Origin of the sequence: Bradyrhizobium huanghuaihaiense (assembly GCF_007830635.1) — a bacterium.
Lineage (GTDB): Bacteria > Pseudomonadota > Alphaproteobacteria > Rhizobiales > Xanthobacteraceae > Bradyrhizobium > Bradyrhizobium huanghuaihaiense.
This window is the reverse complement of the sequence record NZ_VLLA01000014.1, coordinates 146,727-172,386: the sequence shown is the minus strand read 5'-3', so window position 1 is coordinate 172,386 and position 25,660 is coordinate 146,727. Positions and strand designations below refer to the sequence as shown.

Sequence of the window (25,660 nt, the reverse complement as noted above, 5' to 3'; positions counted from 1 at the left end):
TCCAGCCTCGTTACAGCCCAGTTATTTTGGCCCGGCAAGTGGGCGTGCTTGCGGGGCGCTCCCGCTTTTATGCCTTCCCTGATCCATCCCCGTTGGCTAGACAGGCAGGGTCACCTCTGCCCAACGGGCGCCGTCCAACCGATAACGACCGATAAAGAGACGACATGAGCGACGTGATCAAAACCGATGTGCTGATTATTGGCGCCGGCCCCTGCGGTCTGTTCGCCGCCTTCGAGCTCGGCCTTCTCGACATGAAGGCGCACTTCGTCGACATCCTCGACAAGGTCGGCGGCCAGTGCGCCGAGCTCTATCCGGAAAAGCCGATCTACGACATTCCCGGCATTCCGCAGGTCTCGGGGCAGGGACTCACCGACGCGCTGATGGAACAGATCAAGCCGTTCCATCCGACCTTCCATCTCGGCGAGATGATCGAGACGGTGGAGAAGATCGGCGATCCCGCGTTTCGCTGCACCACGGATGCCGGCAAGGTGTTCGAATGCAAGGTGTTGGTGATCGCGGCCGGCGGCGGCTCGTTCCAGCCCAAGCGTCCGCCAGTGCCGGGGATCGAGGCCTACGAGGGCACCTCGGTGCACTACGCCGTGCGCAAGATGGAGACGTTCCGCGACAAGAGCGTGCTGATCGTCGGCGGCGGAGATTCCGCGCTCGACTGGACGCTCAATCTGCATCCGCTCGCCAAGCGCATCACGCTCTTGCACCGGCGCGACGAGTTTCGCGCAGCGCCTCACAGCGTCGAGCAGATGCGCGCGCTGGTCGCCGGCGGCAAGATGGATCTGCGGCTCGGCCAGGTCACCGCGCTCTCAGGCGCCGACGGCAAGCTCACCGGTGCGACCGTGAAGGGCAACGACAACAGCATCACCGAGGTCGACTGCGACACCATGCTGCCGTTCTTCGGGCTGACCATGAAGCTCGGTCCGGTCGCGAACTGGGGTATTGCGCTCGAGAACAACCTCGTGCCGGTCGAGACGTCAGCGTTCGAGACCAATGTGCCGGGCATCTTCGCCATCGGCGACATCAACACTTACCCCGGCAAGATCAAGCTGATCCTGTGCGGCTTCCACGAGGGCGCACTGATGTCGCAAAAAGCCCATCGTTATGTCTATCCGGAGAAGCGGCTCGTGTTCCAATACACGACCTCGTCCTCCAGCCTGCAAAAGAAGCTCGGAGTCAACTGACGGCGAAGGGGCGGGGCGGCGATGCCCCATGTTTCTGGTGCTGGAACCGTTCGCGAAATCGCCGTAGTGTGCGGCCATTCCGGACTTGGCTTTAGGATAGTCTTGGCTTGACAAAGTCTTGGCTTAGCAAGGCAATTGGCTCAGCAAGGCGATTGGCTCAGCAAGGTGATGATAATGCGGACTCTCTTTTCCAGCTTTCGGCTGCTGCCCTTCCTCGCGCTCGTGCTGTCGGTCGGTGCGGTGAGCCCGTCTGCGGCGCAGACCGCGGAGCCGACGGCTGCCGGCCTCTGGCAGAAAGTCGAGGACGGCAAGACGGTGGGATGGTTCCTCTTCATCGATCGCAGCGGCGTCTTCGAAGGTGTGATCGCAAAAACCTTCCCGCGGCCGGGCGACGATCCGAACGAGGTCTGCAGCAAGTGCACCGACGATCGCAAGAATGCACCGGTGCTCGGCATCTCCTTCGTCCGCAACATGAAGCGCGAGGGATTGAAGTACGAAGGCGGCAACGTGCTCAATCCGCGTGACGGCCAGATCTGGAAGGCCAACATGAAGGTCAGTCCCGATGGCCAGACCCTGACCCTGCGCGGCTATCTCGGCATCGCGCTGCTCGGTAAGGACGAGACCTGGACGCGCCTGCCCGATACCAACATCGCCCAGGTCGATCCCGCCATCGTCGCCAAATATTTGCCCGCGCAAGCCGCTGCGACCAAGCCGGCACCCGCGCCCGCAGCCAAGAAGGGCGGCGCGATGATGGCGCCGGCGCCGAAGCAGTAGGGCTGCTGCGCGGCGCCGTTGTTGCCGTAACTGTTGCCTCACATCCCGCTGTCATTCCCCGCGAAGGCGGGGAATCCAGTACGCCGCGGCTTCTCCGTATCCTCGAGCTGTCTCTGGAATACTGGATCGCCCGGTCAAGCCGGGCGATGACAGTTGAGTGTGGCTCGCGCGTGCCTCGATCTCCCGGGCTACGAGACCGTCAATACGTCCGCGCCTTCTTGCACGGCGCATAGAAGGTGCCGTTGCCGGCGACGACCCGCTCGAGGCACTGCCGGGGATCGGTGATCTCGCCGTCGACCTGGAAATAATAGGCCTGCGATCCCAGGCTCAGGACGTAATGCCCCGCCGCCAGATCGAGCCCTGAATCGCCGGAGTGAAGTTCGTACATTTCCGCCTTGCCCGGAATCGGCGAGACCCGGAACGGATAGGAGAAGTTGCGGATCACCCCGACATCGTCTCCGCCACCGAGCGCCTTGCCGGCGGCATCGCTGGAAAACTCCCTGGCGATCTTCGCCACGACCCGAACCTCGACGCGTTCGGGAATGGCGTTTGCGACATCGCGGCGGAAGACGATGAACTTGACGCGGCCGTTCGGCAGGTGCGGCCGATCGGGCTTCTTGAACTCCGGTGAAATCGCAATCCGCATGTCGGGCGCCATCACGCCGGTCGCGGATAGCTCCACCAGCGACTTGTCGTCGATCAGGGCGTAGATGCCGTAGTCGGTGGGCAGCACGCGCGTCGGGGCAGGTGCGGCGGGCGTCACCATCTCCGGCTTGGCGACCGCGATCGTCGTCTCCGGCTTGGGTGCGACCAGCGCGATCTCCGCAGGCTGGGACGTGATCAGCCGGCGCAGCGCTGCGATATTGTCCCGCTGCGAAACGATCAGGATGACTGCGCTGACCGCAAGCAGGATGGCCGCCGTGCGCTTGATCACTGGCAGAAGCGGGCCCGAGATCGCAGGCAGCTGGCTGCGCGGCCTGCCGACGCCCGATGGCAAAACGGTCGCATCGCCGGACACCAGAAGACCGCCGGCCTCCTTGGACGAGGCGAGTTGTTGCGACGGCAGGCGCTCCAGCGGCGCATCGTCACGCGAGAATTTTTCGACCTCCTCGATTGCGATCTCGAGCGCGCGCTTCATCTGGTCGATGTTTCTGGCGTCGGCGTAGGTGAACTGCTCCTGGAGCTTGTAGCGGGCAAGGTCGTAGACCATCTGCCGCCTCGCGTCCGCGTCGTCCTTCACCGTCTCCAGCATGCGCGAAATCACCAGCGCAAACTGCACCTGGTTTGCGGGCAGATCGGTCGCGTCCTGCTGGCCAGGGAGCAACTCTCTCGAATTCATAGCGCTGCCGGTCCAATGCCAGTCACGCCGTCACCTGATTCTCTAATCGAAACAGCCGGTTAAACAAATGCGATAAGTTTCGCGGCCACGTTCCTACACGTCTGGGTGCAACAAGGAAAGCCTCGAAAATGCGCGGCAAAACGGCCGGCGCGTCACGCATGCAGGCATACGCAAGCGTGGGCAACAGCGTGCGGCAGTAGTTCTCCGGAATGCGCGCTGGCGCCGGATTTGCATAGCTGTCGCAAAAGCTGCTGGGGGAACGAGTCGCCGTCTCTGCGCCTGCCGCCCATGTGCGGCAAGGCGGACGGTGGCGCCTGTCCCTCGCGGCGCTGACTTCGATCCGCGGGAAGACGACATGACACTTGCAAGACCGTGTGCAGCGATGCTGCTCGGCCTGACCGTGCTGCTGGCGACATCAGCGCTGGCGCGCGACGACGGGCGCTACGCCAACTCGCCGCTCAAACCCTGGTTCGAGAGCCTGCACAGCGAATTTGGGCAATGCTGCTCGGATGCCGACGGCTACGTGGTCGCCGATGTCGACTGGGAATCCGACAAGGGGCGCTACCGCGTGCATCTCGACGGTGAATGGGTGCTCGTGCCGGAGGGAGCGGTGATCACCGAGCCGAACAAGATCGGCCGCACCATGGTGTGGAAGCACTATATCGACGGCCACCCGCGCGTGCGCTGCTTCATGCCGGGCAGCATGACGTAGAGACGGAAGGCGACGGAAGAGCTTCGTCGAGGCTTGTCACGAGCATCCACACTTCGTGTGGAGGAGCAAAATGTGGATGGCCGGGCCTTCGCCGCGCCGAAGCGGCTTCGGCCGCGCAGGCGGGACAAGGCGCCGGCCATGACGGGATCGTTGAGGAATGACGAGACCGATCAGCGCGCTTCGCTCTGCGAATTCGCGCTCGCAAGCCGCTTCACGCGCGGCGACAGCACCGAGACCTGCGCGGGCGAGGCGGGCATGCCGGCGACGATCATCGCGGGCGCGGTCGACTGCTCCTCGACGCCGGCGCCGCCGAGCACCTGGACCTGCGTCGACGAGATCGGAAACGACTTCACTTCGTAGGAGGGAAGCTCGCCGGCGAACGCGGCAGCGGAGCTGGCAATCATTGCACCGGCAATGGCAATCATCGAGAGAGCACGCATTTGGAAAATCTCCGTGAAAGATGTCAATCGGAGGTTTGGTCGCGATGATGCCGGGGCAGGTTCGCTTGAGCGCGAACATTCCTGTCGCCGTCGGCGCAGATATTGGTTGCTTGGTGCGAAAGGATGAAACGGGGAAGAAGTTTTTCGTGCCAATGTTTCCGGACGGTTTCGCGGAAGCAAGGCGACGCCCCTAGAGCGCCTCCAAAGCCAAGTGCCGCGATCTGGCCGCGGCGGCAGCCTCCGGAAAGCATAGGCGCATCGTCGTGCCGCGGCCGGGCTCGGAGGCGATGACGAGTTCGCCGTCATGGGCGGCCATGATCTCGCGGACGATCGACAGGCCGAGGCCGGCGCCGTCGCCTGCGCTGTTGCCGGTCTGAAACGGCTCCAGCAGCTTGTGCTCCGCGCCGTCGGGCAAGCCTGCGCCGTCGTCGTCGACCGCAACGCTGCCGCGCCCGAGCGTGGCGACGATGCGCCGCGCACCGCGGGCGTGGATCAGCGCGTTGCCGACGAGATTGGCGAGCGCGCTGCGGATGGCGGCATCGACGCCCTGCACCAGGAACGGACCTTCGTCGGCCCGTTCCAGCGCAAGCTCGATGCCTGCGTCCAGCGCCGAGGGACCGAAATCGGCGAGCACGTCCAGCGTGATCGCGGCAAGATCGATCGGCCGCTTTTCGATCGCGTGATTTTGCAGGCGTGCGAGGTCAAGCATGGCTGAGACCAGCGACGTCAGGCGGCGGACGTCGCGCACCAGCTCGGCCTTCAGGGCCGGATCGGGCACGTCGTCGATCTTCGCGCGCAGCAGCGTCAGCGGCGTACGGAGCTGATGGGCTGCATTGCCGAGAAAGCGGCGCTGCATCCTGATATAGGCGTCGATCTCGCCGAAGGCGCGGTTCAGCGCCTCGACCAGGGGCTTCAACTCGGAGGGGACCTCGGACAGCGATATCAAACCTTGCGGTGCTGCAGGGTCAATCGCGAGCGCGCGAAGCGCCACCCGTTCGATGCCGCGCGTGACGAAACGTGCGGCCAGCGCCGAGCCGATGGCGACGGTCGCCGCAAAGGCCAGCGCCACCAGGATGATCGAAAAAATCCTGTTGACAAGGAAGTTCCCGGCCATTCGTCCGAAGCGGACCTGTGGCTCGCCGACCATCGTCGTGAGCCGCAAGGAGCCCCGTTGCGCAACGGCGAGACAGAACGTGCTCTTCTCGTCGTGTGTGCTGAAGACGGACAGGCCGACCGGCCCGCGATAGGGGAATGCGAAAGGAAGCGCCGGCCGGTGCTCGCTACCATACTCGCTGACGAGATCGCCGACGGATACGACGTACCAGAGGTTCGGGCTGTCGGCCTTCAATTCCTCAAGCGCGGGAGTCGGACTGACCGTCAGGTTTTGTCCATTGATATCAGTGGCGCGATCGAGAACGGCGGCCACGACCCGGCAGGCCCTGAACTCGCGTTCCTCCAACGGGTACCTCGAGACGAAGATCGCAACCATGATCAAAAAGATCGTTGTGGCGGCGATGCCGAGCGAGAACGCAAACGTTCGGGCGATCGACCTCATCGCGGCGTTGCCAGCCGCAGGATGTAACCGATGCCGCGCATGCTGCGGATCTCGACGTCGCCGCCGAATGCGGCCAGCTTCTTCCTCAGGCGCGAGACCTGCGCTTCGAGCGTATTGGATTCGATCTCGTCGTCGAAACCGTAGATTTCCTCGATCAGGGCGGCGCGGGTGATGACGCGGTCGCGCCGCATCAGCAGTGCGCCCAGGATCAGCGCCTCGCGCCGCCGCAGCAGGATTTTCCTGTCGGCGACCACGACTTCGTTGCTGCCGAGATGCAGCTCGACATTGCCGAGCGACAGCACGGCAGGCGCGAGCAGGCGGGGCCGACGCAACACGGCGCGCACTCGCGCAAGCAGTTCCTGCGGCTCGAACGGCTTGCCGAGATAGTCGTCGGCGCCGCCGTTGAGGCCGTCGACGACGTCCTCCTTGGTGTCCTTGGACGTCAGCATGATGATGGCGGGGCGCTCCGGCGACTGGCTGAGCGCCGTGACCACCTCGAGCGCATCGCCGTCGGGCAGCATCCGGTCGACGATGGCGAGATCATATTTGAAATTGTCCAGCGCCTGGCGGGCGTCGGCAATCGAGCCGACAAGATCGACGACGCCGTGCAACTGTCCGAGCAGACGGATGATGTAAGCGCCGATCTGCGGTTCGTCTTCGATCACGAGGGAGCGCACGCGGGTCGTCCTTGACTCTGCTGGGGCCATAGGCCCCGATCTTGACGCTTCCTGACCGAAGTCCGGCGTTTCGGTTCGTGCGCGAGTTCCGTTTAAGGCAGCGAGCTTGGCGAATAAAAGGCAGGAACGGAGGGGTTGAACGTCCCGCGCGGGCAAGACTTGCGCGCGTGAACGCGTCCCGGGCAATGTTCGGGCAATGTTGATCCGATGGCGCGTCCGGGCGCGGAATGTCGCAGGGGCGCTTGGCCGTTGCAATCTTGGGGCAATTTTGCCGGACCACATGCTGGGCTCTTAACCACACCAGTCGACTCGGCCAGGAAGGCCGGTCCGGGGCCCCGAAATGAAGCATATTGACGAAGCCGCTCTCCGCCTCACGGTGAATGCGCGGTGGACGACCGCCTGTCTCGCCGCACTCGGTGCGATCATGGCGACCGCGCAATCCGCATCGGCGCAGACCGCGTTCACGCTGCCGGCCCCGCCCTTCGAGCTGCCGATGCTGCCGTCGCCGTCCGGCAACTGGACTGTCATGGTCGGTATCGGCGGCGAATACACGCCTGACTTCGTCGGATCGAAGAACAGCAAGTTTCGTCCGATCCCGATCTTCACCATTCGCCGCGCCGGATCGATCGACCAGTTTCGCGGACCGCGCGACAGCGCCAGCATCGCGCTGCTCGACGTCGGCAATTTTCGCGCGGGCCCTGCGTTCAAATATGTCTCTTCGCGCAAGAGCAGCAAATATGCCGAGCTGACCGGCCTCGGCGACGTCAAGGCCGCCTACGAGCTCGGCGGCTTCGTCGAATATTATCCGGTGGATTGGCTGCGCCTGCGCAGCGAGTTGCGTCAGGGCTTCGATGGCCACACCGGCACAGTGGCCGACGTCTCCGCCGACGTCATCGTGCCGCTGATCCAGAGGCTGACGATCTCGGCTGGCCCGCGCTTCACCTGGAAGAGCACCAAGGCCACCGCGCCGTATTTCGGCGTCGATGCCGCGCAGGCGCTGGCTTCGGGGTTGCCGATGTACAATGCCAGGGGCGGCGCGCATTCGGTCGGCTTCGGCAGCCAGATCTCCTACCGCATCAATCCGCAGTGGGAGGTCCATGCCTATGTCGAATACGAGAAGCTGCTCGGCGATGCCGCGGACAGTCCGCTGGTGAAGCAGCGGGGATCGTCGAACCAGACCACCGTCGGCCTCGGTGCGTCCTATTCGTTCGACTTCAGGATTCGATAGTCGCCATGCGCCGTAGTGTCATTCTTTGGATTGGTCTCGCGATCGCTTCCGTTGCGCTCAGCGCCGCTGCGGCGTTCGAGACGCGCGCGACGAAACTCCAGGCGATCAAGTCAGTCGGCATCGTCTCGGCGATCGGCGAGGAGATGAGCCTGACGCGCGCCGGCCTGACCGGGCTCGGGAACACAGCGCAAAGCCTCTCGATCAGCGCATGGGGACTGGATGAGTTGATCGTCCAGCAGGCGACGAAGCTCTTGAGCGGGCGCTTTCGCGTGCAGCCGGTGAATTACAGGCGCGCCGCGTTCGCTGCTGTCAGGGATTCAGCGGTTACGCCCGTCAACCTCCTGCGCAGCGATCCGTTCAAGGAGCTGGTTCGCAGCGATGTCGCGCCGCAGGGGCTCGACGCCTACATCGTCATCACGCGGGCCAGATCGAAACTCGGAAACGGCCGCAATGTCGAGGGTGTCGGGCTCGCCCAATACCGGACGCTACTTGCGGATTACGGGCTGATCCACGCGCTGTACGAAGTGCGCGTGATCGAGGGGAAGTCGTTCGACGTGATCGAGAAGCGGGCGGCCGCGCCGCTCGAGAACACCGGGACCCTGCGGCTTGCCGGTCCAAGCGGGCCGATCGACGAAACGTTCGAGGGTCCGGCTGCGAGCGAGCGGCTGCGCGCGGCGATCGCCGACCTGATCACGCGTAGCCTGCCCGTCACGCTGGGCGACATGCACCTGATCGACGGTCAGTGAGCCTCTAGGTCACCGGCGCCGGATTGAACAGCGTGAGATCGTTGTGAATGCCCCAGCGATCCGACCACGGTTTTGTGCGACCGGAGGCGACGTCGAGGATCAGGCGGAACAGGTCCCAGCCGCATTCCTCGATGGTCTTCTCGCCGGTGGCGATGCTGCCTGAATCGAAATCGATCAGGTCCTTCCAGCGCCGTGCCAGCTCGCTGCGCGTCGCGACCTTGATCACGGGCGCCGCGGCAAGGCCGTAGGGCGTGCCGCGGCCGGTGGTGAACACCTGCAGCGTCATGCCGGAGGCGAGCTGGAGCGTGCCGCAGATGAAGTCGGATGCAGGGGTTGCCGCGAACAGCATGCCCTTCTGCGTCGCCTTCTCGCCGGGCGAGAGCACGCCGGTGATGGCGGAGGAGCCGGACTTGACGATCGAGCCGAGCGACTTCTCGACGATGTTGGCGAGGCCGCCCTTCTTGTTGCCGGGGGTGGTGTTGGCGCTGCGGTCAGCGCCGCCGCGGGCGAGATAAGAGTCGTACCAGGCCATCTCGCGCACCAGCGCGCGGCCGACGTCCTCGTTGATGGCGCGGCGGGTGAGCAGCTGGATGGCGTCGCGCACTTCGGTCACTTCCGAGAACATCACGGTGGCGCCGGCGCGCACCAGCAGGTCCGCGGCAAAGCCGACGGCGGGGTTGGCGGTGACGCCGGAGAAGGCGTCGCTGCCGCCGCATTGCAGGCCGATGACGAGATCGGAGGCCGGGCAGGTCTCGCGCTTGCGGGTGTTGAGCACCTTCAGCCGCGCCTCGGCCTGGGTCATGATCGCATCGACGATGGCGCCAAAGCCGTCGAAGGCCTCGTCCTGCATGCGGACGATGGCATCGCTCACGCCTTCCGGCACCAGGCGCTCGGGCGCCAGCTTCTCGCAGCCGAGGCCGACGACGAGGATCTCGCCGCCGAAGTTCGGGTTGAGCGCGAGGTTCTGCAGGGTGCGGATCGGCACCACCGCGTCGGGCGCGGTGATGGCGACGCCGCAACCATAGGCATGCGTCAGCGGCACGACGTCGTCGACGTTCGGATATTTCGGCAGCAGCTCTGCGCGGATGCGCTTCACCGCATATTCCATCGTGCCCTTGACGCATTGCACGGAGGAGGAGATGCCGAGGATGTTCTTGGTGCCGACCGAGCCGTCCGGATTGCGGTAGCCTTCGAAGGTGAAGCCTTCGAGCGGCGGCAGCGGTGCGGGGACGGCGGTGGAGATTTCCAGCTTGTCGAGGGCGGGGGCCTCCGGCATGCGGATGCGGGCTTCATCGACCCATTCGCCGGCCAGGATCGGCGAGAGCGCGTAGCCGATGATCTCGCCATAGCGGATGATCGGTTCGCCTTCAGCAATGTCGACCAGCGCGGTCTTGTGTCCCTGCGGCACGAAGGCGCGTAGCGTCAAGCCGCTGGCAAAGCGGGAGCCGGCGGGAAGCCCGAAATCATTGACCACGATCGCGACATTGTCGCGCTCGTTGAGCTTGATGTAGCGGGGCTGCTCTTTCGCTGCGACGTCCTGGTCCATCGAGGACTCCGGATTTGTAGGGTGGGTTAGCGCAGCGTAACCCACCAGTGTCTGTGTCCGCGGAAGCAGAAGAGGTGGGTTACGCTGCGCTAACCCACCCTACGATGTCAGCCTATCAGCCCGGGAACGTATAAGCCGTCTTCACCGTGGTGTAGAACTCGCGCGCATAGGAGCCCTGCTCGCGGGCGCCGTAGCTCGAACCCTTCCGGCCACCGAACGGCACGTGATAGTCGACGCCGGCGGTCGGCAAATTGACCATCACCATGCCGGACTCGCTGTTGCGCTTGTAGTGCGAGGCGTATTTCAGGCTGGTGGTGCAGATGCCGGAGGCGAGGCCGAATTCGGTGTCGTTGGAGATGGCGAGGGCTTCCTCGTAGTTCTTGGCGCGGATGACGGCGGCGACCGGGCCAAAGATTTCCTCACGCGCGATGCGCATGTTGTTGTTGGCCTCGGTGAACAGCGCCGGCGCGAGGTAGTGACCGGGGTTCTCGCGCTTGAGCAGCTCGCCGCCGAAGGCGAGCTTGGCGCCCTCATCCTGGCCGATCTTGATGTAGCGCAGGTCCTGGTCGAGCTGGCTCTGGTCGACCACGGGGCCGATATGCACGCCGGCCTTGAGCGCGTCGTCCACCGACAGGCCCTTCAGCCGCTCGGCCACCGCCGCGACGAAGCGGTCGTGGATGCCTTCGGTGACGATCAGGCGGGACGAGGCGGTGCAGCGCTGGCCGGTGGAGAAATAGGCGCCGTTGACGGCGACCTCGACGGCGGTCTTGAGGTCGGCGTCGTCGAGCACGACCAGCGGATTCTTGCCGCCCATCTCGAGCTGGAATTTCTTCATCGGATTGGACAGCACGCAGGCCTGCGCGATCTTGCGCCCCGTTTGCACCGAGCCGGTGAAGGAGATCGCGGCCACATCCGGATGATCGAGCAGCGTCTGGCCCACCACCGAGCCGGAGCCGACCACGAGGTTGAACACGCCGGCGGGAATGCCGGAGCGGGTGATGATTTCGGCGAGCGCGTGGCCCGAGCCGGGCACCAGCTCGGCCGGCTTGAACACCACGGTGTTGCCGTAGCAGAGCGCGGGCGCGATCTTCCAGGCGGGGATCGCGATCGGGAAGTTCCAGGGCGTGATCATGCCGATGACGCCGACCGGCTCGCGGGTGAGCTCGACGTCGAGGCCGGGACGCACCGAGGCTCCCTTCTCACCGATCAGCCGCAGCGCTTCACCGGCGAAGAACGCGAAGATCTGGCCGGCGCGAGCGACCTCGCCGATGCCCTCCGGCAGGGTCTTGCCTTCCTCGCGGGCGAGCAGGCGGCCGAGCTCTTCCTTGCGGGCAAGGATTTCAGTCGAGATCTTGTTGAGCGCGTCGTAGCGCACCTGCGGGGTCGACTGCGCCCAGGCGGGGAAGGCGGCCTTGGCGGCGGCGATCGCCTTCTCGGTCTGCGCCTTGTCGGCCTTGGCGTATTCGCCGACGAGATCGTTGGTGTTGGAGGGGTTGATGTTCTTGGTGACGCCGGAGCCGTCGACCCATTCGCCGCCGATGAAGTTCTTCAGGATCGCAGTCATCTTTTTCCTCCAGGGAACGCTTTTTAACGGACGAGGCAGGGACGCTTGTCGTCAAACGTCCAGCCGGGGATCAAGTCCTGCATGGCCATAGCGTCATCCCGGGCGCCGAGTCCATGCTTCTTGTAGAGCTCATGCGCTGCCTCGATGGCGGTGCGGTCGATCTCGATGCCAAGACCGGGGCGATCGGGCACGGCGATCTTGCCGCCCTTGATCTGGAGCGGCTCTTTGGTCAGGGCCTGGCCGTCCTGCCAGATCCAGTGGGTGTCGATCGCGGTGACCTTGCCGGGAGCGGCGGCGCCGACATGGGTGAACATCGCGAGCGAAATGTCAAAGTGGTTGTTGGAATGCGAGCCCCAGGTCAGGCCGTTGTCACGGCAGGTCTGGGCCACGCGCACCGATCCTTGCATGGTCCAGAAATGGGGATCGGCGAGCGGGATGTCCACCGCGCCCAGGCGCAGCGCATGGGAGAGCTGCCGCCAGTCGGTGGCGATCATGTTGGTCGCGGTCGGCAGGCCCGTGGCGCGGCGGAACTCGGCCATGATCTCGCGGCCGGAGAAGCCGGCCTCGGCGCCGCAGGGATCCTCGGCATAGGCGAGGATGCCGTGCATGTCCTTGCAGAGGCGGATCGCCTCATCCAGCGACCAGGCGCCGTTCGGGTCCAGCGTGACGCGCGCGTTGGGGAAGCGCTTTGCGATCGCGGTAACGGCCTCGATCTCCTGCTCGCCGCGGAGCACGCCGCCTTTGAGCTTGAAGTCGGCGAAGCCGTAATGGTCGTGGGTGGCTTCCGCGAGCCGGACCACGGTCTCGGGCGTCATCGCTTCCTGGTGGCGGAGGTTGAACCAGTCGGGCTTGCCGGTCTCGCCCGTGACGTAGTCGAGCTTGGATTTACGGCGGTCGCCGACGAAGAAGAGATAGCCGAGCGTCTCGACGCTCTTGCGCTGCTGGCCTTCGCCGAGCAGGGCGGCGACCGGCAGGTTGAGATGCTGGCCGAGCAGGTCGAGGAGGGCGGACTCGATCGCGGTGACCGCGTGGATCATGACGCGCAGGTCAAAGGTCTGCTTGCCGCGGCCGCCTGCGTCGCGGTCGGCAAAGGCGGTGCGGACGTCGGCGAGGATGTTGTTCATCGCGCCGACGGTCTTGCCGATCACGAGATCGCGGGCGTCCTGCAGGGTCTGCCAGATCTTCTGCCCGCCCGGCACCTCGCCGACGCCGGTGTGGCCGGCATTGTCGGTGAGGATGACGATGTTGCGGGTGAAGAACGGCGCATGTGCGCCGCTCAAATTGAGGAGCATGCTGTCGCGGCCCGCGACCGGGATCACCTGCATCGCTGTGACGACCGGTGCGCCGGAGATATTGGTCTCGGCCATCGCACGCTCCTCCCTGTTGTCGGCTGCTATTCTGCAGCCTGTTGTGACGATCGTGCGGCGGGCAGCTTCTTCACCAGCGCGGCCAGCTCCGCGATCTCCTGCTCGGTGAGGTCGGTCAGCGGCGGACGGACCGGGCCGGAATCGCGGCCGATCACCTTCATGCCGGCCTTGATGATCGAGACCGCATAACCCTTCTTGCGGTTGCGGATCGCGATCAGCGGCAGGATGAAATCCTTCAGACCGGCATGGATCGTGGCGTGGTCCCGCTTGCGCACGGCGGCGTAGAAATTGGTGGCGAACTCCGGCACGAAGTTGAACACGGCCGACGAGTACGTCGTCACGCCCATGTCGAGATAGGGCAGGGCGAAGGTCTCGGCGGTCGGCAGGCCGCCGACATAGGTCAGGCGATCGCCGAGCTTGGTGTAGACGCGGGTCATCAGCTCGATGTCGCCGATGCCGTCCTTGTAGCCGACGAGGTTCGGGCAGCGCTCGGCGAGGCGCGCGAGCGTGTCGGGCTGGAGGATGGCGTTGTCGCGGTTGTAGACGATGACGCCGATCTTCACGGAGGCGCACACCGCCTCGACATGGGCGGCAAGGCCCTCCTGCTCGGAATGGGTGAGGTAGGGCGGCAGCAGCAAGAGGCCATCGGCGCCGGCCTCTTCAGCGCCAATCGCGATCTCGCGGGCGATCGCGGTGCCGTAGCCGGTGCCGGCGAGCACGGGCACGCGGCCCTTGGTCTCGTCGACGGCGACCCTCACGACCTCAGGAACCTCGGTCGGGGTCAGCGAGAAGAACTCGCCGGTGCCGCCGGCGGCGAAGAGTCCTGCGACATCATAGCCGCACAGCCAGTCCATGTTGGCGCGGTAGGTCGCCTCGTCGAAGGAATAGTCCGCCTTGAAGGGCGTGACGGGGAAGGACAGGAGGCCCGATCCGATCTTCTGGGCCATTTCCTGCGGGGTCATCTTGCTCATGGGCGCGGCTCCCTTATTGCGTGTTGTGGAGGACGCAAGCAGAAGGCTGCGCGTCCATGCGCCGTGGTTTAGGCAACCGTTCGATGCGCGTCCAAGCCAAAGCCTATATCGACCAATGCGGATTCAGCATCAATCTTCCATCGTCTCCGCGGAGGACAATTCACCGGCGATTTTGACCAGCGCCGACAGCAGCGGATTCTCGTCCTCGCGGCGCCAGACCATGAACAGCTCGACCGGGACGCGGTTGCGGAGCTTCAGGGGACGCAGCCGGACGTCGGAGATCTTCAGGCTCGCGGCCGCGGCCGGCACGATGGCGAGGCCGAGGCCGGCGCGGACCATGGCGAGGATGGAGTGGATCTGGCTGAGATGCTGCACGTAACGCGGCAGCACGTCGGCTCGGGTGAAGAGGGCCACCAGCAGGTCGTGGAAGTAGCGGCTCTCATAGGGCGAATACATCACGAAGGGCTGGTCGTCGAAATCCTTGATGGTGATGCTGTCGGCATTGGCCAGCGGATGCTTCTTCGGGATCGCAGCGAGCAGGGGCTCGGCGACGACGCGGCGGCTGGTCAGCTCGGGCCGCGCGATCGGCGGCCTGAGCAGGCCGGCGTCGATCTGGCCGGAGGTCAGCGCCTCGAACTGGTCGCCCGACACCATCTCCTTCAGCGAGAAGTCCACCTCGGGCAGCTTGGCGCGGCAGGCCGCGACGAGCTCGGGCAGGAAGCCGTAGGCGGCGGCCGCGGTGAAGCCGATCTTCAGCGAGCCGGTCTTGCCGAGCGCGATGCGGCGGGCGACCTGCGAGGCGCTCTCGGCAAGCTTGAGGATGCGCCGCGCCTCCGGCAGGAAGCTGCGTCCCGCCGGCGTCAGGCGCACCGAGCGGCTGGTGCGCTCCAGCAGCGGCGCATCGATGATGTGCTCGAGCACCTGGATCTGCCGGGACAGCGGCGGCTGGGTCATGTTGAGCCGTGCGGCGGCGCGGCCGAAATGCAATTCCTCCGCCACCGTGACGAAACAGCGGAGCTGGTTGAGGTCGAACATCGATACATGCCTTAGATGGATAAGGCGTTTCCCCGGCACTTCTAGCATCGATCATCCCCAAAACAAAGACGGCGGCCGTGAAGCCGCCGTTGAGTTGCCTGGTCAAGCTCCCATGGGAGCCCTCAGGAGGAACGTTTGAGCGTCACCCGCTCGATCTTTCCGACGATGACGAGATAGGCGAAGGCGGCCACCAGCGCGTTGAGCCCGACGAACACCAGCGCGCCGTTGAACGAGCCGGTCGCGGCCAGGATGTAGCCGATCACGATGGGGGTGGTGATCGAGGAGAGGTTGCCGAAGGTGTTGAACAGGCCGCCGGAGACGCCGCCGGCTTCCTTCGGCGAGGTGTCGGAGACGACCGCCCAGCCGAGCGCGCCGATGCCCTTGCCGAAGAAGGCGAGTGCCATGAAGCCGACCACCATCGCCTGTCCGTCGACATAGTTGCAGGCGATGATCGACATCGACAGCAGCATGCCGCCGACGATCGGGATCTTGCGCGCCATGGTCAGCGAGCCGGTCCGGCGCAGGATCGCATCCGAGATGATGCCGCCGAGCACGCCGCCGATGAAGCCGCACAAGGCGGGCAGCGTCGCCACGAAGCCGGCTTGCAGGATCGACAGGCCGCGCTCCTTGACGAGATAGACCGGAAACCAGGTCAGGAAGAAATAGGTCAGCGTGTTGATGCAGTACTGGCCGAGATAGACGCCGAGCATCATGCGGTTGGAGAGCAGCTGGCGGATGTGGTCCCAGCCGGAGCCGGCCTCGGGCGCGCGCTCGCGCAGCTGATCGTCCTTGGGCGCGTCGAGATCGACCAGCGCGCCGCCGTCCTTGATGTAGTCGAATTCCGCCTCGTTGATCGAAGGGTGCTCCTTCGGGCCGTAGATGGTCTTGAGCCAGACGAGGCCCATGACGACACCGAGCGCGCCCATCACGAAGAACACGAAGCGCCAGCCGTAGGTGTGCGCGATCCAGCCCATCAGCGGCGCGAAGATCACGGTGGCGAAATACTGCCCGGAATTGAAGAACGCCGACGCGGTACCGCGCTCATTGCCGGGAAACCAGGCCGCGACGATACGCGCATTGGCGGGGAAGGACGGCGCCTCCGCGACGCCGACGAGCAGGCGAAGCGCGAACAGCACGGCGACGGCCGCGCCGGCGCTGAGGAAGCCGACCCAGCCCTGCATCAGCGTGAACAGCGACCAGATGATGATGCTGAAGGCATAGACGAGGCGCGAGCCGTAGCGGTCGAGCAGCCAGCCGCCCGGCACCTGCGCCGCGACATAGGACCAGCCGAAAGCCGAGAAGATCCAGCCCATGGCGACGGGATCGAGATGCAGCTCCTTGGAGAGCGCGGGGCCGGCGATCGAGAGCGTGGCACGGTCGGCATAATTCACGGTGGTGACCAGGAACAACATGGTCACGATGAACAGCCTGACGCGAGACCTCCTCACGTCCGCTGCGGACACCACTGCGCTCATCACGCGCCTCCTTAGAACTCGAAATGTTTCCTCGATGCGAGTCCTAGTGGCGCGTGCGGCAAGGTGTCCAAGTTCAAGGCAGTATCGATCGATGCCGTTTTTGGATTGATGGAACGGCAGGTTGGGGGAACGATCGTGAGGGTGGACGAGACGCCAGCCCCAAGCTCGTCATTGCGAGCGCAGCGAAGCAATCCAGTATCTTGCCGCGGAGGGATTCTGGATTGCTTCGCAATGACGGTGTGGCGGGCAGCGGGTAGCCCGCATGAGCGTAGCGATATGCGGGGAGAGTGGTCCCGGATGTCGCTGCGCTCATCCGGGCTACGATGTCGTCGCGTGGCCTACTGCTGCGCGCTCGGCAGCAACTGCGGCAGAAACCCGCGCGTCACGTTCGGCGGCACGGCATCGAGGCCGAGCACCGCGCTTGCCGCGGGCAATGCCGCATCCGCCATCGCGGCGTGGCCTTCGGCGCTCGGATGCACGGCGCCGCCATAGACGGCGGAGAGCACGCCCCAGGTCGCATCGTGGATGTCGGTCGGCTGGCTCGCGGCCGGCAAGCCTTGCGGATAGGTCATCGCGGCGAAATAGCTGTCATTGGCGTCGCGGATCCAGCGCGCGCGCGGGAGATAAGCGCGGTACTCCGAGGCGCCGCGGCCGCACAGCATCGGCTGGCTCGCCGAGCTCACGATATCGGGGTTGAAGCTCTGGCCGTTCTCGGCAAAGCAGCTGCGGTCGAATTCGGGATCGTTGCCGGAATGGGCGCAGAAGCCGTGGTCGGCGAATGCGGCCTGATGCGCATCGACGAAGGTCATGCGGTCGGCTTCGGGATCGCGGCACAGCGCACCGCGCGTGCAGGTGGCCAGCCCCTTCAGTTGCGGCAGGAACTCGGTGTCGACGAAGGTCGAGACGCGCGCGAGGCGCTGCGGATCGGCGTTGAAGGACGGGTGGATGTCGAAGCCGGCGCGGCCGCCGCGGCAGGGCACGCCGCCGTCGGCGAGCGCCGGATTGGCGTAGGACACATAGACCACGTGCGAGAGGTCGCCGCCGACCAGCGGCTTCAGCGCCTCGCGCAGCTTGACGAAATTCTGTGGCAGCTCGCGCGCCAGCGCGTCGCGGGAATCGTCGACGCTCGCCATCACGCCGGAGCGGCGGAACAGCGCGCGCTCGGTCGCGGTCTCGACGATGACGTCGGCGACGAGGCCGGAGAAATAGACGTCGTTGGCGCCGACCGAGAGCAGCACGAGATCGAGCGTGCGGTCCGGCTGGCGTTTCTTGGCCGCGGTGAGCGCCTCGCGCAACTCGGCGACCTGCGCGTTCACGCTGGTGTTGCAGACACCGGTCTTGCCGGGCGGGCATTCGCGGGCGCGCTGCGAGCCGAGCAGCCCGTCGCCGATGCTGGCGCCGGTGCAGGCGAGCGGCAGATAGGTCACCGCGATGTGGGTATAGCGCACCGCGAGCGCCAATGCGGTGCGGGCCTGGTAACTGTAGAGCGAGCGGTGGCAGGGTGCATTGAACCACAGCGCGCTGTAGTGCTGCCAGTTGGCGAGCGTGTCCGGCGCCTCGCAGGCGCGCCCGCCCTTGTAGCCGTGGCGGCTCGGCCGGTAGTACTGCGCACCGGCGGTGCCGAGATAGGAGCGGAAGCAGAAACCTTCATCCGACAGCGCCAGCGGCCGGTCCGGATTGCCTTCGCCCGAGGCGATGCTGTCCCCTAAGCCGGCGACGAAGACGTCGCGCACCTGGATCTCGGTCTGGACGCGCTGGGTCGGGTCGGCGCCGGCGGAGACGTCGACGGTCGCAACCGTCTGCTTGCCGTAGCGGACGCGCAGATTGACCGGCTCGGCGCAGTCGAAGGTCGAGGCCTGCGGTCCGTCGCCGTCGTCGAACGACCAGGCACAGGTGGCCCCGACCGGCACCGCGCCGACGAGGCGCACGGTCACGGGATGGTCGATCGGCGTGATGTAGTTCTCTTTGACGTTGTCGCGGGTGCAGGGCTGGTTGACCCGGCCCTGCAGGTCGATGCACAGCCGGTTGACCATGTTGCGGGCCCAGCCACGACCCTCGCTCTGCAGCTCCAGCGACTGCTCGGCGGCGAGAATGCTGCGGTTACGCGCATTCTCGACATGGAGCAGGAAGTCGCGCTCCTCGCGGAACAGGCGGAAGCGGTTGCGCACCTCCCAGGAAATCTGCATGGCGCCGGCGTCCTGCGCCGCTGCGCGCGGAAGCGGCAAAGCGGCCAGAATTCCGGCAAGCAGCAGGACGCTTGCGGAGAGGGTGCGAAGGGATACAGGGATCATGGCCCGCGTTTTCAACGGCAAAGTTGAGGCGGAAATAAGAGGGGATTGCCTCCCCGCCCGCAAGCCCTCCGGCTCCAGATCGCAGCCTACCTTTTATTGGCCTGCCGCAGCAGCCGTTCGCGCTCCATCGGCGCCACCTGCTTGGGCAGATTGGCCTGGGCGCAAGCCTCCGCCAGCCGCCGTCGCTCCTGCCAAGGCTCGACCACGTTCATCCAGAGCTCGCGCGCGCCCATGATGGAGATGGCGAGGCCGAACGGGATCACGAAATAGAGCAGGCGGAACACCAGCAGCGTCGCCAGGAGCTGCTCGCGGCCGAATTCGGGCAGTGCCACCAGCATGGCGGCGTCGAACACGCCGATCGAGCCGGGCGCGTGGCTGGCGAAGCCGAGCAGCGTCGCCAGGATGAACACCACGGCGAGCGAGAGGAAGTCGATCGGCGGATTGGCCGGCATCAGCAGGTACATCGCCGTGGCGCAGAAGCCGAGATCGACCACGCCGATCAGGATCTGCACCAGCGTCAGGGGCGCCGAGGGCAGCACCACCTTCCAGCCCTTCTGGCCGAGCTCGCGCCGCTTCTCGCCCATGCAGAGCCAGACCAGATAGGCGCCGATCGAGGCAAGGCCGCCGAGCGCGATCAACCGGTTGAGCGACGAGGGGAGCTGATCCATCGAGGACGCGGCATCCGGATGGATGGCCATGCCGATCGAGAGCACGAAGATGTTACCGAGCCAGAAGGTCAGGCCCGACAGGAAGCAGATTTTCGCGACGTCGATCGCGTTCAGCCCATAGTCCGAGTAGATCCGGAAGCGGATCGCACCGCCGGTAAACACCGTGGCGCCGATGTTGTGGCCGATCGAATAGGACGTGAAGCTGGAGAGCGCTGCGATGCGATAGGGAACGTGCTTCTTGCCGATCGTTCGCAGTGCAAAAAAGTCGTAGAAGGTCAGCGTACAGAACGCGAAGAAGACGCAGATCGCGGCCAGCCCGATGCTGCCGCGGGGAATCTCGGTTAACGCGGTCAGGATCACGCCGGTATCGATGCCCTTGAGGGTCCGCACCAGCGTTGTAATGGCAAAGGCGATGATGAACACGCTCGCGGCAATTCCGAGCCGTCGCCAGCCAATCCATCTCTTGAAGCCGCGTTTCAGCGCGGTCAGCAGTCCGTGCATTCATCCTCCCGGCGGGGGGCAAGACCGACCCGGCCGGGCATTGACCAGTCGGGCGCGATCGTTGCCGAAGGCAGTGTCGATCGCTGGATATGATCCAGCTCATTTAAGGCAAAAACGGTGACTTGTGCAGCCCTTGACAAGGATAGGTTCTGCGCAAGACCGACTACTTTTGTCATATGCGGTTCACATCGGGCGCGCGTTAAGCATATGAGTCGGCGGATCGGACCGGATCGGACGCTCACATGTCGGCACACTCTCATATCGTGCCGCCGCCTGCATTGTTCCAGCTCAAGCGATGCTGGCTTTTATGGAACGTCGATGCCGGGCTCTCGTTAGCGGCTCATCAGTAACCGAACATGGCGGAATAAGCGGCTTTTCGTGCAAGCCGCGGCCTCCGTGTTCCCGAAACGCAAGAGGATTGGAACGATGGGACTGTTCACAAAGGACATCAAGACCATGAACGACCTGTTCGTGCACCAGCTCCAGGACATCTACTATGCCGAGCAGCAGCTCACCAAGGCGCTGCCGAAAATGGCCAGCAAGGCCACCGATCCGCAGCTGAAACAGGGCTTTTTGACGCACCTCGAAGAAACCAAGCAACATGTCACGCGGCTCGAGGAAGTGTTCAGGATGCACGGCGTTGCCGTGAAGGCGGTCGACTGCCCGGCCATCGACGGCATCATCGAGGAGGCCGATGAGACCGCCGGCGAAGTCGCCGACAAGGCGGTGCTCGACGCCGCGCTGATCAATGCGGCGCAGGCCGCCGAACATTACGAAATCGTACGCTACGGCAGCCTGATCGCCTGGGCCAAGCAGCTCGGCCGCAACGATTGTGCCACCGTGCTGGCCAAGACGCTGGAGGAGGAGAAGGCGACCGACAAGAAGCTGACGGCGCTTGCCGAGAGCAAGGTGAATTTGCGCGCGGCGAGCTAGGGCTGGTGTAGCCAGGAAAGCGCCGCGGTTCGCGCGGCGCTTTTGCCTTGCCTCGGCCGTCGTCATTCCCCGCGAAGGCGGGGAATCCAGTACGCCGCGGCTTCTCCGTATCCTTGCGCTGCTGCGGAGTACTGGATCGCCCGCCTGCGCGGGCGATGACACCGAGTTTCGAGTGGGCACGTTCGCCACATCCATCCTTCCGCCATTATCGAAGCATGACGGCGCGCCGGAGGCGTATATCCCGCATGGGGCTGCAACCGAGGTGGCAGCATGCGCGTGAGCACCATCAAATATGAAACCTTCGACGACGGAGCCCGCGCGCAGCGTGCCGGCTCGCGTCTTGCGACCTCGCTGACGCTGGCCGCGATGAGCCTCGGTTACGGCGTGGTGCAGCTCGACGTCACCATCGTCAACACCGCGCTCGATGCGATGGGCAAGACACTCGGCGGCGGGGTGGCCGAGCTGCAATGGGTGGTCAGCGCCTACACCATCGCCTTTGCCGCCTTCATCCTGACGGCAGGCGCGCTCGGTGACCGGATCGGCGCCAAGCGCGTCTTCATGGCGGGGTTCGCCATCTTTACCGCGGCCTCGCTCGCCTGCGCGCTGTCGCCCAATGCCATGGTGCTGATCGCGGCACGATTGGTCCAGGGGCTGGCAGCGGCGATCCTGGTGCCGAATTCGCTGGCGCTGCTCAATCATGCCTACACAGATGATCGTGCGCGGGGCCGCGCCGTTGCGATCTGGGCCGCCGGCGCCAGCCTTGCGCTCACCGCGGGGCCCTTCGTCGGCGGCGCGCTGATCACGCTGGTCGGATGGCGCGCGATCTTCCTCGTCAACCTCCCGATCGGCCTGATGGGTCTTTGGCTGAGCTGGCGTTATGCGACCGAGACCACGCGCGCGCCCTCGCGCGAGATCGATCTGCCCGGCCAGCTCGCAGCGATCGGCGCGCTCGGGGCGCTGGCCGGCGCGATCATCGAGGGCGGCGCGCTCGGCTGGGATCATCCAGCCGTGCTCGCGGCCTTCGTGGCGGCCCTGGTCCTGGGCGTGCTGTTTATCTGGCGGGAAAGCCGAGCGGCGCAACCGATGCTGCCCTTGTCGTTGTTCGGTCACCGGCTGTTCACCCTGACCGCGCTCGTCGGGCTGCTGGTGAACATCGCGATCTACGGACTGATCTTCGTGCTCAGCCTGTACTTCCAGAGGATCAACGGGCTGTCGGCGTGGTGGACCGGGCTCGCCTTCGTGCCGATGATGGCGGCGGTGCTGCCGGTCAATCTGCTGGCGCCGCGCCTTGCCGAGCGCATCGGCGCGTGCCCGACCATCGTGGTCGGCGCCAGTATCTCGGCGCTGGGCTGTCTCGGCCTGCTCTGGATCGAGGCTGACACGCGCTATTGGATGATCTGCGCGCAGATGATCGCGATCAGCGGCGGCCTCGGGCTGCTGGTGCCGCCGCTGACCTCGACCCTGCTGGGCAGTGTCGAGAAGGCGCGCTCCGGCATCGCGGCCGGCGTCCTGAACGCGACGCGGCAGACCGGCAGCGTGCTCGGCGTTGCGCTGTTCGGTTCGCTGGTGGCCTCGGGGGGAGCCTTCATGGCCGGCCTGCACGCCTCGCTGGCCGTATCGGCCTTCGTCCTGCTGTTTGCCGCCGCGGCGATCGGGATCGGCGCGCCCACGCGAGGGTGAACAATCCGAGCGAATGAACACATCTCCCGTTCACCATCCGGGGAACCAGCACATAGCCGGTTACCGATCGTCCACCTCTGTCGGTTGAAGTGCGGCTCCATAGGGGCCGGCAATGTATCAAGTTCTCTACTGTCTCACCGACGAACATGATTGGCGACTGGTTGCGCTGGGCGGAGCGGTGTGCCTGCTGGCGAGCGCCGCCGCCATCAGCCTGTTTCACCGGGCGCGCGCGACGCGGGGCCCGGGACGCCTCGCCTGGATCGCCCTGGATGCTGCCGTCAGCGGATGCGGCGTCTGGGCGACGCATTTCATCGCGATGCTCGCCTATGGGCCGGGCGGCGCCGGCGCCTACAACATTCCCGTCACGATTCTTTCGCTGATCCTTGCGATCTCCGTGACCTTCGTGGGGCTGAGCATCGCGGTATCGTCCTCACGCGCGGCCTGGGTCATCGTCGGCGGCGCCATCGTCGGCGGCGGTGTCGCGGCGATGCACTACACCGGCATGGCGGCGCTAGAGATGCCGGCCCGCGTGGACTGGATCGGAAGCACGGTTGCCGCCTCGGTGCTGCTCGGAATTGTCTTTGCCGCACTCGCGCTGTTCGTCGCCGCGCGACGCGACGATCTCTCCCATGCGCTGGGCGCGACCGCCTTGCTGACGCTCGCCATCGTCGCACATCATTTCACCGCGATGGGCGCCGTGCTGCTGACGCCGGACCCGACGCTCGCGATCAGCGGGCTCGCCGTTCCGCCTGCCTCGATGTCCTTCCTCACCGCCACCGCCGCGGTTGCGATCATCGCGATTGCGCTCGTTGCCGCGCTGCTCGACCGCCGCGCCAAGGGCGAGCTCGGACGCCAGCAACTGGTGCTGGACTCCGCGCTCGAGAACATGTCGCAGGGACTGTGCATGTTCGATGCGGACGGCAAGATCATCCTGTTCAACGAGCGCTATGCGGCGATGCTTCGCCGCACCGACATCGCGCTCACCGGCCGCCTGCTGGTCGACGTGCTCAGGGAAGAGCAGGCCAAGGGCCAGTGGCAGGGCGACGCCGATCAATTCTTCGCGCGCCTCGTCGCCGACGCGCGCGAGGGCCGCACCACGACCGACGTCGTCAACCGGTTCGGCCGTTCCATCCGCGTCGTCAACCAGCCGATGCAGGGCGGCGGCTGGGTCGCGACCTTCGAGGACATCACCGAGTGGCTGGAGGCCCAGGCCAAGATCACGCACATGGCGCGCCATGACGCGCTGACAGGCCTGCCGAATCGCGTGCTGTTCCACGAGGAGCTCGAGCAGGGACTGCACCGGGCGAGGTCGGACGACCAGCTCGCGGTGCTCTGTCTCGATCTCGACCACTTCAAGGACATCAACGACTCGCTCGGCCATCCCATCGGCGATGCGCTGCTCAAAGAGGTCGGCCGCAGGCTGAAGGCCACGGTCGGCGAGCACGACACCGTGGCGCGGCTTGGCGGCGACGAATTCGCCGTGGTCCAGATCGGACGGTCGGAGGAAGCCGCTGCGCGGTCGCTTGCCGCCCGCCTCGTCGAGGTGATCTCGGCGCCTTACGAGATCGACGACCATCAGATCGTCATCGGTGTCTCGATCGGCATCTCGCTGTCGCCGCAGGACGGCAACAATCCGGACGAGCTGTTGAAGAACGCGGATCTCGCGCTGTACCGCGCCAAGGCGGACGGCCGCGGCACCTATCGCTTCTTCGAGACCGGCATGGATGCGCGCGCGCAGGCGCGGCGCCTCCTGGAAATGGATCTGCGCGCGGCGCTGCAGCGCGACGAGTTCCAGCCGTACTACCAGCCGATCCGCGACGTCGCCAGCGGCCGGGTCGTCGCCTTCGAGGCGTTGTTGCGCTGGAACCATCCGCAGCGTGGCCTGATCGCTCCCGTCAGCTTCATTCCGCTCGCCGAGGAGACCGGTCTGATCGTCCAGCTCGGCGAATTCGTGCTGCGCTCCGCCTGCACCGACGCGGCCACCTGGCCCGACGATGTCGACGTCGCCGTCAACCTGTCGCCGGTGCAGTTCAAGAGCCCGAACCTGATCGCCTCCGTGACCGCGGCGCTGGCCGCCTCGGGACTTGAGGCGCACCGCCTCGAGCTCGAGATCACCGAATCCGTGCTGCTGCAGAACAGCGAGGCGACGCTCACCACGCTGCACGAGCTGCGCGCCATGGGCGTGCGGATCTCGCTCGACGATTTCGGCACCGGCTACTCGTCGCTGAGCTATCTGCGCAGCTTCCCGTTCGACAAGATCAAGATCGATCGCTCCTTTGTGTCGGAGCTTGCGACGCGCGAGGATTCCATGGCGATCATCCGCGCCGTGACCGGCCTTGGCCGCAGCCTCGGCATCGTCACAACGGCGGAAGGCGTCGAGAACGACGCGCAACTCGAGCTGCTCCGGCGCGAGGGCTGCACCCAGGCGCAGGGCTATCTGTTCAGCAAGCCGCGACCTGCCTCGGAAGTCGCGATGATGCTGGACCGGCCTCGGCTGCGCGCCTCGGCCTGAAGGATCAGCCGCGGCGCAGCGCGAAGTGCGCGCCGCAGAACGCCATCACGGCGCCGAGGCACAATGCGGCAAGCCCGGCCAGCACGCCCGAGACCGTCGGGATCGGGCTCGGCGCCGAGGCCACCTGGCCGGCCCCCGCAAGCAGCAGCACGCCGACTGCGATCAGGAATTGCCGCATGCGCTGCGGGATTTGGCCGGAGACCGCGCTCTGCATCAGGCTCGCCGTGAAATAGCCGCCGGAGAAGCCGACCGTCGCGATCAGCCACCAGGCGATCGCCGCGCCCGCCGGAATGAACTCATGCGTGTCGGAGCGCCAGAGACCACCGAGGTCGAGACCGTAGCGCGCGCCCAGCATGTGCACCGCGAGCGCGAGCAGCACGCCGGAGATCATTGCGGCGCCGAGAATCAGGCGACGCGGAAAAAAGGTCGTCTCAGCCATGCCTCGCTTGTAGG

21 protein-coding genes are annotated in these 25,660 nt (G+C 65.7%); 8 read left to right on the top strand and 13 right to left on the bottom strand.

The genetic code is table 11. The features are described 5' to 3' along the window. Positions 1 to 164: 164 nt before the first annotated feature. Entirely contained in the window at positions 165 to 1,193 is a 1,029-nt protein-coding gene (locus tag IQ16_RS26350; protein ID WP_018642872.1) for an NAD(P)/FAD-dependent oxidoreductase, read from the top strand. A 174-nt stretch (positions 1,194 to 1,367) separates the two neighbouring features. After that, positions 1,368 to 1,967 (top strand): DUF2147 domain-containing protein, encoded by a 600-nt coding sequence (locus IQ16_RS26345; RefSeq protein WP_018642871.1) that lies wholly within the window; start codon positions 1,368 to 1,370, stop codon positions 1,965 to 1,967. 199 nt (positions 1,968 to 2,166) lie between these two features. On the opposite strand, the gene IQ16_RS26340 is transcribed toward IQ16_RS26345, so the two are convergent. Next, positions 2,167 to 3,291 (bottom strand): hypothetical protein, encoded by a 1,125-nt coding sequence (locus IQ16_RS26340; RefSeq protein ID WP_018642870.1) that lies wholly within the window; start codon positions 3,289 to 3,291, stop codon positions 2,167 to 2,169. Positions 3,292 to 3,661: 370 nt separating this feature from the next. Here IQ16_RS26340 and IQ16_RS26335 point away from each other — a divergent pair, with 370 nt between their 5' ends. Beyond that, entirely contained in the window at positions 3,662 to 4,018 is a 357-nt protein-coding gene (locus IQ16_RS26335; RefSeq protein WP_018642868.1) for a hypothetical protein, read from the top strand. A gap of 170 nt (positions 4,019 to 4,188) precedes the next feature. On the opposite strand, the gene IQ16_RS26330 is transcribed toward IQ16_RS26335, so the two are convergent. The 3 genes from IQ16_RS26330 to IQ16_RS26320 form a co-directional block, all read right to left on the bottom strand. Then, positions 4,189 to 4,458, bottom strand: coding sequence for a hypothetical protein (locus tag IQ16_RS26330; RefSeq protein WP_026311970.1), 270 nt, complete (start codon positions 4,456 to 4,458; stop codon positions 4,189 to 4,191). Between the two features lie 190 nt (positions 4,459 to 4,648). Then, the gene (locus IQ16_RS26325; protein ID WP_018642865.1) at positions 4,649 to 6,013 is read right to left on the bottom strand and encodes a sensor histidine kinase; all 1,365 of its coding nucleotides are present in this window, start codon (positions 6,011 to 6,013) and stop codon (positions 4,649 to 4,651) included. Beyond that, the gene (locus IQ16_RS26320; RefSeq protein WP_018642864.1) at positions 6,010 to 6,690 is read right to left on the bottom strand and encodes a response regulator transcription factor; all 681 of its coding nucleotides are present in this window, start codon (positions 6,688 to 6,690) and stop codon (positions 6,010 to 6,012) included. The genes IQ16_RS26325 and IQ16_RS26320 overlap by 4 nt, the downstream gene beginning before the upstream one ends. A gap of 340 nt (positions 6,691 to 7,030) precedes the next feature. On the opposite strand from IQ16_RS26320, the gene IQ16_RS26315 reads away from it, so the two are divergent. Both IQ16_RS26315 and IQ16_RS26310 read left to right on the top strand, forming a co-directional pair. Next, on the top strand, positions 7,031 to 7,918 hold the full coding sequence (locus IQ16_RS26315; protein ID WP_026311969.1) for a MipA/OmpV family protein: 888 nt from the start codon (positions 7,031 to 7,033) through the stop codon (positions 7,916 to 7,918). Positions 7,919 to 7,923: 5 nt separating this feature from the next. Continuing rightward, positions 7,924 to 8,664: a hypothetical protein gene (locus tag IQ16_RS26310; protein WP_018642863.1), complete on the top strand. Its 741-nt coding sequence runs from the start codon at positions 7,924 to 7,926 to the stop codon at positions 8,662 to 8,664. Between the two features lie 4 nt (positions 8,665 to 8,668). On the opposite strand, the gene garD is transcribed toward IQ16_RS26310, so the two are convergent. The 8 genes from garD to IQ16_RS26270 form a co-directional block, all read right to left on the bottom strand. Beyond that, on the bottom strand, positions 8,669 to 10,210 hold the full coding sequence (gene garD, locus IQ16_RS26305; RefSeq protein ID WP_018642861.1) for a galactarate dehydratase: 1,542 nt from the start codon (positions 10,208 to 10,210) through the stop codon (positions 8,669 to 8,671). A gap of 115 nt (positions 10,211 to 10,325) precedes the next feature. Beyond that, complete coding sequence (locus tag IQ16_RS26300) at positions 10,326 to 11,774, bottom strand: aldehyde dehydrogenase family protein (protein ID WP_018642860.1); 1,449 nt, start codon at positions 11,772 to 11,774, stop codon at positions 10,326 to 10,328. Between the two features lie 23 nt (positions 11,775 to 11,797). Next, on the bottom strand, positions 11,798 to 13,141 hold the full coding sequence (gene gudD, locus IQ16_RS26295; protein WP_018642859.1) for a glucarate dehydratase: 1,344 nt from the start codon (positions 13,139 to 13,141) through the stop codon (positions 11,798 to 11,800). Positions 13,142 to 13,167: 26 nt separating this feature from the next. After that, a complete protein-coding gene (kdgD, locus tag IQ16_RS26290) occupies positions 13,168 to 14,112 on the bottom strand; it encodes a 5-dehydro-4-deoxyglucarate dehydratase (protein ID WP_018642858.1) in 945 nt (314 codons plus the stop codon). 129 nt (positions 14,113 to 14,241) lie between these two features. Then, positions 14,242 to 15,147, bottom strand: a complete 906-nt coding sequence (locus IQ16_RS26285; RefSeq protein ID WP_018642856.1) for a LysR family transcriptional regulator — start codon at positions 15,145 to 15,147, stop codon at positions 14,242 to 14,244. Between the two features lie 122 nt (positions 15,148 to 15,269). Next, positions 15,270 to 16,622: an MFS transporter gene (locus IQ16_RS26280; RefSeq protein WP_018642855.1), complete on the bottom strand. Its 1,353-nt coding sequence runs from the start codon at positions 16,620 to 16,622 to the stop codon at positions 15,270 to 15,272. Positions 16,623 to 16,960: 338 nt separating this feature from the next. Further along, the gene (locus IQ16_RS26275; RefSeq protein WP_018642854.1) at positions 16,961 to 18,913 is read right to left on the bottom strand and encodes an SGNH/GDSL hydrolase family protein; all 1,953 of its coding nucleotides are present in this window, start codon (positions 18,911 to 18,913) and stop codon (positions 16,961 to 16,963) included. A gap of 86 nt (positions 18,914 to 18,999) precedes the next feature. Continuing rightward, on the bottom strand, positions 19,000 to 20,082 hold the full coding sequence (locus tag IQ16_RS26270; protein WP_018642853.1) for a lysylphosphatidylglycerol synthase transmembrane domain-containing protein: 1,083 nt from the start codon (positions 20,080 to 20,082) through the stop codon (positions 19,000 to 19,002). Positions 20,083 to 20,508: 426 nt separating this feature from the next. Between IQ16_RS26270 and IQ16_RS26265 the strand changes: the two genes are divergently transcribed. From IQ16_RS26265 to IQ16_RS26255, 3 genes are all read left to right on the top strand, one after another. Continuing rightward, on the top strand, positions 20,509 to 21,015 hold the full coding sequence (locus tag IQ16_RS26265) for a YciE/YciF ferroxidase family protein (RefSeq protein WP_018642852.1): 507 nt from the start codon (positions 20,509 to 20,511) through the stop codon (positions 21,013 to 21,015). A gap of 270 nt (positions 21,016 to 21,285) precedes the next feature. Then, positions 21,286 to 22,695: an MFS transporter gene (locus IQ16_RS26260; RefSeq protein ID WP_018642851.1), complete on the top strand. Its 1,410-nt coding sequence runs from the start codon at positions 21,286 to 21,288 to the stop codon at positions 22,693 to 22,695. Positions 22,696 to 22,807: 112 nt separating this feature from the next. After that, entirely contained in the window at positions 22,808 to 25,207 is a 2,400-nt protein-coding gene (locus IQ16_RS26255) for a bifunctional diguanylate cyclase/phosphodiesterase (protein WP_018642850.1), read from the top strand. A 4-nt stretch (positions 25,208 to 25,211) separates the two neighbouring features. On the opposite strand, the gene IQ16_RS26250 is transcribed toward IQ16_RS26255, so the two are convergent. Then, positions 25,212 to 25,646 carry a hypothetical protein gene (locus IQ16_RS26250; protein WP_018642849.1) on the bottom strand — a complete coding sequence of 145 codons (435 nt, stop codon included), beginning with the start codon at positions 25,644 to 25,646 and terminating at the stop codon, positions 25,212 to 25,214. Positions 25,647 to 25,660: the final 14 nt, after the last annotated feature.